Origin of the sequence: Kocuria sp. CPCC 205231, assembly GCF_040980965.1 — a bacterium.
Lineage (GTDB): Bacteria > Actinomycetota > Actinomycetes > Actinomycetales > Micrococcaceae > Kocuria > Kocuria rosea.
The window spans coordinates 234,682-242,729 of record NZ_JAVKPP010000007.1; the positions used below are offsets into that span (position 1 = coordinate 234,682).

Below are 8,048 nucleotides of genomic sequence, written 5' to 3' on the forward strand. Positions count from 1 at the left end.
CGCCAGTCTATCGGGCGGGATCGGGCCGGCCCGCACCACCCGGGACGTCGGGGCGGGCCAGCGAGTGGGCGCGGTCGACCGTGGCCTGGCCGAGGACCCGGGTGCCCTGGTAGAGCACGACCGACTGTCCGGGGGCCACGCCGCGCATCGGCTCCTCGAGCCGGACCACGAGCTCGGGCAGCGGGCCGCCGTCCCCCTCGACGAGCTCGAGATGGGCCCGGGCGGGGACGGGGTCCCCGTGCGCCCGGACCTGGGCGAGGACGGGGAACGGGGCCGACGCCGCCCCGGCCGCGGCCCCGGGCCGCAGGAGCGGCGCCGCCTCGGGCACGGGCGCCCCGGCCCAGGAGGGGCGGATCCCGCGCAGCTCGTCGACCGCCAGCATCGCCTGCGGGCCCACCACGACCTCGTTGGTCCGCGGCCGGATCTCCAGGACGAAGCGCGGCTTGCCGTCGGGGGCCGGGGTGCCGATGCGCAGGCCCTTGCGCTGGCCCACCGTGAACGCGTTGGCGCCGGAGTGGGTGCCGACCACGTTGCCCTCGACGTCCTTGATCTCGCCCTCGGTCATCTCGATGCGCTCCGCGAGCCAACCGCGGGTGTCGCCGTCGGGGATGAAGCAGATGTCGTGGGAGTCGGGCTTGCTCGCCACGGACAGCCCGCGGCGGGCGGCCTCGGCCCGCACCTCGGCCTTGGACGGGGTGTCGGCCAGCGGGAGCAGCACGTGCTCGAGCTGCTCGGCCGTGAGGACGCCGAGGACGTAGGACTGGTCCTTCGCCCAGTCCGCCGCGCGGTGCAGCTCCCGGCCGCCGGCGGGGTCCTCGACCACCTTGGCGTAGTGCCCGGTGCACACGGCGTCGAAGCCCAGGGCGAGGGCCTTCTCGAGCAGGGCGGCGAACTTGATCTTCTCGTTGCACCGCAGGCACGGGTTGGGCGTGCGTCCGGCCGCGTACTCCGCGACGAAGTCGTCGACGACGTCGGCCTGGAAGCGCTCGGAGAAGTCCCACACGTAGTACGGGATGCCCAGGACGTCGGCGGCGCGCCAGGCGTCCCGGGAGTCCTCGATCGTGCAGCAGCCCCGGGAACCGGTGCGCAGGGTGCCGGGCGTGCGCGAGAGGGCCAGGTGCACGCCCGTCACGTCGTGGCCGGCGTCGACGGCGCGGGCCGCCGCCACGGCCGAGTCGACGCCGCCGCTCATGGCTGCCAGTACTCGCACGGTGAGATCGTCTCCAGGGGTCGGGGTCGGGGTCCGTGGCGTCAACGGGGCGCGGCCGGCCGGTATTCCCCGGCCCCGCACCGGCGGGTCCCGCGGTCCCCGCCGGTGCGGGATCGGAGCGGCGCGGGATCGGACCGGCGCGGGGTCGACCGGTGCGGGCTCAGACGGGCGCCGCGCCGGAGAGCCCGGCGCGCAGCGCCCGCCGGTGGACCTCGGGCAGCGCGGCGAGCAGGGCGTCGACGTCGGCGCCCGTGCTCGTGCGGCCCAGGCTGAAGCGCTGCGCACCGCGCGCGGTGGCCTCGTCCAGGCCCATGGCCAGCAGCACGGAGGACGCGCGGGGCACCCCGGCGTGGCAGGCCGAGCCGGTGGAGGAGGCGATCCCGGCGCCGTCCAGCAGGAACAGGAGGGAGTCGCCCTCGCACCCGGGGAAGGTGAAGTGGGCGTTGCCGGGCAGCCGGGCGCCCGTGTGCTCCCGGTCCTCCGGTCCGCGCAGCACGGCGTCCGGCACGATCCGGCGCACGCCCTCCACCAGCCGGTCGCGCAGGCCCGCGAGCCGCTCCTGCTCGGTCTCCCGCTCCGCGGCGGCCTCACGGGCCGCCACCCCGAAGCCGGCGAGCGCGGCGGCGTCGAGGGTGCCGGAGCGCACCGTGCGCTCCTGCCCGCCCCCGTGCTGGACGGGCGCCAGCCCCACCGTGCGCCCGGCCACGAGGGCCCCGGCACCCACCGGTCCGCCCACCTTGTGGGCCGAGACGGCCAGCGTGGTGAGTCCGGGCAGGTGCGCGTCGACGGGCAGCGCGCCGAAGGCCTGCACGGCGTCGCAGTGGAAGGGGACCCCGAACTCCTCCGCGAGGGCGGCGATCTCCGCGACGGGCTGGACGGTGCCCACCTCGTTGTTGGCCCACATGACGGCCAGCAGCGCGGTGGCGCCCGGGTCGCGGGCCAGTTCCTCCCGCACGGCGGCCGGGTCCACGCGGCCGGCCGCGTCGACGGGCAGCCAGACGGCCTCGGCGCCCTCGTGGGCGGCCAGCCACTCGACGGTGTCGGACACCGCGGCGTGCTCCACCGCGGAGACGAGGACGCGGCGGCGGCGGGGGTCCTGCTCCCGCCGGTGCCGGTACAGGCCCTGGACGGCCAGGTTGTCGGCCTCGGTGCCCCCGGAGGTGAAGACCACCTCGACGGGCTCCGCGCCCAGGGCCGCGGCGACGTCCTCGCGGGCCTGCTCGACGACGGCGCGCGCCGCGCGGCCGGGGCGGTGCAGCGAGGACGGGTTGCCGCCGCGGGCCAGCTGCTCGGCGACCGCGGCGAGCGCGGAGGGCCGGAGGGGCGCGGTGGCGGCGTGGTCGAGGTAGACGGGCTCGTGCGGCACGGACTCCAGTCTAGGGCCCCGGCCCGGGCGTGCGTCCGGCGTCCGTAGACTGGCGGTCATGCTCCGCATCCTCTTCCACACCCCCGAGATCCCGGGCAACACCGGCAACGCGATCCGCCTCGCCGCGGTCACCGGGGCCGAGCTGCACCTCGTGGAGCCGCTGGGCTTCGACTTCGGCTCCGCGCACCTGCGCCGGGCCGGCCTCGACTACCACGACCTCGCGGTGCTGACCGTCCACCCGGACCTGGACGCGGCCTGGGCCGCCCTGGCCCCGGAACGGGTCTGGGCGTTCACCACCGACGGCGAGGTCTCGCACACGGACGTGGCCTACCGCCCCGGGGACGTGCTGCTGTTCGGACCCGAGTCGGTGGGCCTGCCCGCCGCGGTGAAGGCTGACCCGCACGTCACCGCGCGGGTCCGCATCCCCATGCTGCCGGCCCGGAGGTCGCTGAACCTCGCGAACTCGGCGTCCATCGCCGTCTACGAGGCCTGGCGCCAGCTGGGCTTCGCGGGCGCCGGGAGCTAGCCCCGGCGACCGGCCGCCCGCCGGGGCCGGCCGCTCACTGCTGCTCCTCGGCGTCCCCGACCGTCACGTCCGCGGTGCGCTCCTCTCCGTCCCGCACGAACGTCATCGTCCCGGTCCCACCGGCGGGCAGCTCGCGCACGGCCGCCGTCAGGGAGCTCGCGTCCTGGATGCGGTGGCCGTCGAACTCCGTGATCACGTCGCCCACCTCCAGTCCGGCCTCGTCGGCCGGCGAGCCGGGCACGACCTGCTCCACCGCGGCGCCGTCGGAGAAGGCCCGGCTCCGGCCGTCCGCGCCCGGGGCGGCGCTCACGCTCGTGCCGAGGTAGCCGTGCGTGGCCCGGCCGTTGTTGATGATCTCCACGGCCACCCGCTGGGCGGTGTCGACGGGGATCGAGAAGCCCACGCCGATGTTGCCGGCCTCCGTGCCGGAACCGGCCGAGGCGATGGCCACGTTGATCCCGATCACCTCGCCGTCCGTGTCGATCAGCGGCCCGCCGGAGTTGCCGGGGTTGATGGCCGCGTCGGTCTGGATCACGTTGAGGAACACCGACGGCGAGGATCCCTGCGAGCGGCCGCCGGAGCCGCCGTCCTCGTCGGGGAAGTTGAAGAAGAAGTCGTTGCCGTCGCCCTGCTCCTCGCCCTCGCCGTCGCCCTCCGACGGCGTGGACGGCGCGGCGGAGGAGGCCACCGTGATGGTCCGGTTGAGGGTGGAGACGATCCCGTCGGTCACCGTGCCCGCGAGGCCCAGCGGCGCGCCGATCGCGATGGCCGTGTCGCCCACGTTCACGTCGTCCAGGGAGCCCAGGGTCGCCGGGGTCAGCCCCTGGGCGTCGACCTTGAGCACCGCGAGGTCGGACAGCGGGTCGGTGCCGACCACCTCGGCCGGCAGCACCCTGCCGTCGTCGAGCTGCACCTCGAGGGAGGGGCTGCTCGTGGTCCCGTCGAGGGTCACCACGTGCGTGTTGGTGAGGATGTGGCCCTCGTCGTCGATGATCACCCCCGAGCCGGAGCCGTTCTGACCGCCGCCGGACGCGGAGATCGTCACCACGGACGGGGACGCCTTCACGGCCGCCGCGGTGACCGCGTTCACCTCGTCCTGGTCGTTGACGATGACCGAGCTGGACGTCGACCCGCCCGCCGCCGGTGCCGCGCCGCCGCCGTCCAGCAGGGCGTCCGTCCCGACGGCCGCCCCCGCCCCCACCAGTGCGGCCAGGACCATGCCCGTCACGAGCGATCCCCCCGAGAAGCGCCGCCGCTCCCGGCGGCCCCCGGTGCCGCTCCCGGTGCCGTTCCCCCACGGGTGCCGGGCGGCGGGGTCCCCGGCGCCCTGCCACGCCCCGGCGTAGGGGCCCGCGTCCTGGCCGCCGGCCTGCGGTGCCCCGTGGCCGGCGCGCGCGTCCTGCTCGACGCCGGACGCCCACGGGTCGTGGGCCGGACGGCCGTAGACGGGCGGGAGGGGCTGCGTGAGCTGTGGATCGGCACCGTACCGCGGGTCGCGGGGCTCGGACATGGGGGTCTCCTCCTGGAAACGGACGGGCCCGGCGGTCCCCGGTGCGGACGGGGTGGCACGGGCGGCTCTGTCCCCAAGTATCCACGTCCGCACTGAGACGACGCTGAGAGCCCTGGCCGTTCCCCGGGCGCCGCCCGGACGGCGGCCGGGGACCGCCGGGGCCCGCCCGCAGGTCATCAGCCGCCTTGTGGTTTCGCCCTGCGCGTAGGTCCGGCGCCGATCGCCACGCCGTGACGCCCTCGCCCTAGAATCGGGAGCACCGACCACGTGAGGGAGATCATGCACTGGCGCCCCATTGCCCGCCGGACCGCCGCCGGCTGCGGCCTGACGCTCGCCCTGTTCGTACCCGCGGGAGCGGCTCTCGCCCAGCCGCCCGTCGACGTGCCCCCGGGCGAGCGGATCGTCGACGAGTCCGGGGTGCTGGAGGATCCCTCCGCGCTGGCCGCGGACGTGCGCGAGCTCGCCACCCAGGAGGGGATCACCCTCACCGCCGTGTTCGTCGACACCTTCACCGACCCCTCGGATCCCGACGAGTGGCTGCAGGAGTTCGCCGAGCTCAACGGGCTCGGCAGCTCGGACGCGGTGCTGGTCGTCGCCACGGAGGACCGGCAGCAGCGCTTCTCCGCGTACTCCACGGGGCCCCTCAGCACCGAGCAGCAAGAGCGCATCAACCGGCAGTTCATCACCCCGGCGCTCGCGGCCGACGACTGGGACGGCGCGGTCGAGGGGGCCGTCGAGGGCATCGAGACCGAGCTCTCCGGCGCCCCCGCCGGGACCGGGGAGAGCTCGGACGGGGGCGGCGCGGGCTTCGGCCTGCTCGGTCTCGGGGCGCTCGGCCTCGGCGGGCTCGCCGTCTACGGCATGGCCTCCCGCAACAAGAAGCGCCGGCAGCAGGGGTCCGCCCCGCAGGGCGGGCCCGGCGGCCGAGGCGCTCCGCAGGGTCCCGCCGGCCCCTACCAGGAGGTCCCGGTGCCGGAGCTGCGCAAGCGGGCCGGGGAGCTGCTGGTGTCCACCGACAACGCCATCCAGCACTCCGAGCAGGAGCTGGCCTTCGCCCAGCTGCAGTACGGGGACGAGCAGGTCGAGCCGTTCCGCCGCGCCGTCCAGGACGCCAAGAAGCACATGCAGGCCTCCTTCGCCCTCCAGCAGCAGCTCGAGGACCACATCCCCGACACCGAGGAGCAGCAGCGCGCCTGGCTCGGCGAGATCATCGCCCGCTCCCAGGACGCCCAGCGCCCGCTCCAGGAGCACCAGGAGGCGTTCAGCTCGCTGCGCCGGTTGGAGTCCCGCGCCCCGCAGGCGCTCGAGGAGGTGCGGCGCCAGGCCGAGGCCGTGCGCCCCCGCTTCGGCACGGCCGACGCCCGGCTGCGGGAGCTCACCGCCCGCTACAACGACACGGCGCTCGCCCCCGTCAAGGACAACATCGACCAGGCCCGGGACCGGCTCGACTTCGTGGACACCGCCGTGGAGGAGGCCCGCACCGACCTCGCCGCCGGGCGCACGAGCGACGCCGTGCTGGACATCCGCGCCGCCGAGGAGGGCGTGGGGCAGGCCGGGGGCCTGCTCGACGCCGTGGAGCACGCGGCCACCGAGCTCGCCCACGCCGAGGAGTCCCTCAAGGACGCCGTGACCATCGCCCAGCGGGACGTCGCCGAGGCGGACGCCCTCGTCCGGCGCGGCTCCAACCCGGAGCTCGCCGGGGCCGTCGCCGGCGTCGGCGCCGTCCTGCGCACCGTCGAGGAGCAGATGGGCGCGGGGCGGATCGACCCGCTCGGCCTGAGCCGGCGTCTGGCAGTGGCCAAGGACGAGCTCGACAAGGGGCTCGCGTCGGTGCGCTCCCAGAACGACCGGGACCGCTCCGCGCGGGAGACCCTCGCCCACACCCTCGTCTCCGCGCAGGCCCAGCTGAGTTCGGCGAGCGAGTACATCTGGGCCCGCCGCGGCGGTGTCGGCCCGGAAGCCCGCACCCGCCTCGCGGAGGCCGAGCGCTACCTGGAGGCCGCCCAGCAGGCCCGGAAGTCGGACCCCTCCGAAGCGCTGACCTGCGCCAACGAGGCCGTCCGGCTCGCCGGCGAGGCCCAGTACATCGCCCAGCAGGACGTCGACTCCTTCTCCTACGGCGGCTTCGGCACGCCCGTGGGGATGGGCGGCCACCGGGGCCGCTCCAACAGCGGTCTGGGCGGCGCGATGCTCGGCGGCATCCTCCTCGGCTCGATCCTCAACGGCGGCGGGGGCTTCGGCGGTGGCGGCGGCGGATTCGGCGGCAGCTTCGGCGGCGGGTTCGGCGGTGGCGGCGGAGGCTTCGGCGGCGGCATCGGCGGCAGCTTCTGATCCGCGCCGACGGGCGCCCGCCGCCGGACGGGCACCGCGCACCGCCGCCCCTCTGACCCTCGTCCGCCCCGTGACCCCTGACCGACCCACCGTCCCCGACCGACCCATGATCCCGGGAGCCCCTCCCGGGAAGCACCAGAGGAGAGAAGGAACCATGATCAAGCAGTCCATCTTCGGCCGCATCGCCCAGCTCGCGAAGGCCAACATCAACGGCATGATCGACGCCGCCGAGGACCCCCAGCTCATGCTGGACCAGATGGTGCGCGACTACACCGAGAACATCCGCGAGGCCGAGGCCGCCGTCGCGCAGACCATCGGCAGCCTGCGCCTGCTCGAGCAGGACCACGCGGAGGACGTGCGCGAGTCCCAGGAGTGGGGCAACAAGGCCCTCGCGGCCTCGAACAAGGCCGAGGAGTACCGGGGCGCCGGCAAGTCCTCCGAGGCCGAGAAGTTCGACAACCTCGCCAAGGTCGCCCTCCAGCGCCAGATCCAGTACGAGACGGAGGCGCGCGGCGCCGAACCGCAGATCCAGTCCCAGACCCAGGTCGTGGAGAAGCTCAAGGACGGGCTCAACAAGATGCGGGGCAAGCTCCAGGAGCTGTCCAACAAGCGGGACGAGCTCAACGCCCGGCAGAAGACCGCGCAGGCGCAGTCGCAGGTCCAGGACGCGCTCAAGGCCTTCGACGTGCTCGACCCGACGAGCGAGGTCTCCCGCTTCGAGGACAAGATCCGCCGCGAGGAGGCCCGTGTCCTGGGCCAGCAGGAGCTCGCCGCGTCCTCCCTGGACGCGCAGTTCGAGTCCCTCGAGTCCCTGGGCCAGCAGTCGGAGATCGAGGCCCGGCTCGCCGCCCTGAAGTCCCGCAACGCCGAGCGGATCGTCTCCTCCGAAGAGGTCTGACCCCGCCCCGTCCCCGGGCACGGAGGAGCCCCCACGGCTGCGGCCGTGGGGGCTCCTTCCCGCCCGGGGTCCTCCGGGCAAGGCGAAGGCCCCCGGACCGTGACGGTCCGGGGGCCTTCTGTGGTTGCGGGGGCAATGTGCTGGTTCAGGACATAGGCAAGGCATGTCTCGGGACATCGGCAACATGAGGTCGCACATCCGCGGCAG

Annotated in this window: 6 protein-coding genes; 3 read left to right on the forward strand and 3 right to left on the reverse strand. The window is 75.2% G+C overall.

Annotation, left to right across the window (positions count from 1 at the left end):
* Window positions 1–7: 7 nt before the first annotated feature.
* Window positions 8–1,210 (reverse strand): tRNA 2-thiouridine(34) synthase MnmA, encoded by a 1,203-nt coding sequence (mnmA, locus tag RF640_RS09850; RefSeq protein ID WP_081615777.1) that lies wholly within the window; start codon window positions 1,208–1,210, stop codon window positions 8–10.
* Between the two features lie 160 nt (window positions 1,211–1,370).
* On the reverse strand, window positions 1,371–2,576 hold the full coding sequence (locus RF640_RS09855; protein WP_095650626.1) for a cysteine desulfurase family protein: 1,206 nt from the start codon (window positions 2,574–2,576) through the stop codon (window positions 1,371–1,373).
* Between the two features lie 58 nt (window positions 2,577–2,634).
* On the opposite strand from RF640_RS09855, the gene RF640_RS09860 reads away from it, so the two are divergent.
* Window positions 2,635–3,102 carry a tRNA (cytidine(34)-2'-O)-methyltransferase gene (locus RF640_RS09860; RefSeq protein WP_017833618.1) on the forward strand — a complete coding sequence of 156 codons (468 nt, stop codon included), beginning with the start codon at window positions 2,635–2,637 and terminating at the stop codon, window positions 3,100–3,102.
* Window positions 3,103–3,136: 34 nt separating this feature from the next.
* Here the strand turns inward: RF640_RS09860 and RF640_RS09865 are convergent, their stop codons facing one another.
* Window positions 3,137–4,612, reverse strand: coding sequence for a S1C family serine protease (locus RF640_RS09865; protein ID WP_368827658.1), 1,476 nt, complete (start codon window positions 4,610–4,612; stop codon window positions 3,137–3,139).
* Window positions 4,613–4,891: 279 nt separating this feature from the next.
* On the opposite strand from RF640_RS09865, the gene RF640_RS09870 reads away from it, so the two are divergent.
* Together RF640_RS09870 and RF640_RS09875 are read left to right on the forward strand one after the other, a co-directional pair.
* Window positions 4,892–6,943: a TPM domain-containing protein gene (locus RF640_RS09870; RefSeq protein ID WP_368827660.1), complete on the forward strand. Its 2,052-nt coding sequence runs from the start codon at window positions 4,892–4,894 to the stop codon at window positions 6,941–6,943.
* Between the two features lie 154 nt (window positions 6,944–7,097).
* Entirely contained in the window at window positions 7,098–7,841 is a 744-nt protein-coding gene (locus RF640_RS09875; RefSeq protein ID WP_017833616.1) for a PspA/IM30 family protein, read from the forward strand.
* The last annotated feature ends 207 nt before the right edge of the window (window positions 7,842–8,048 follow it).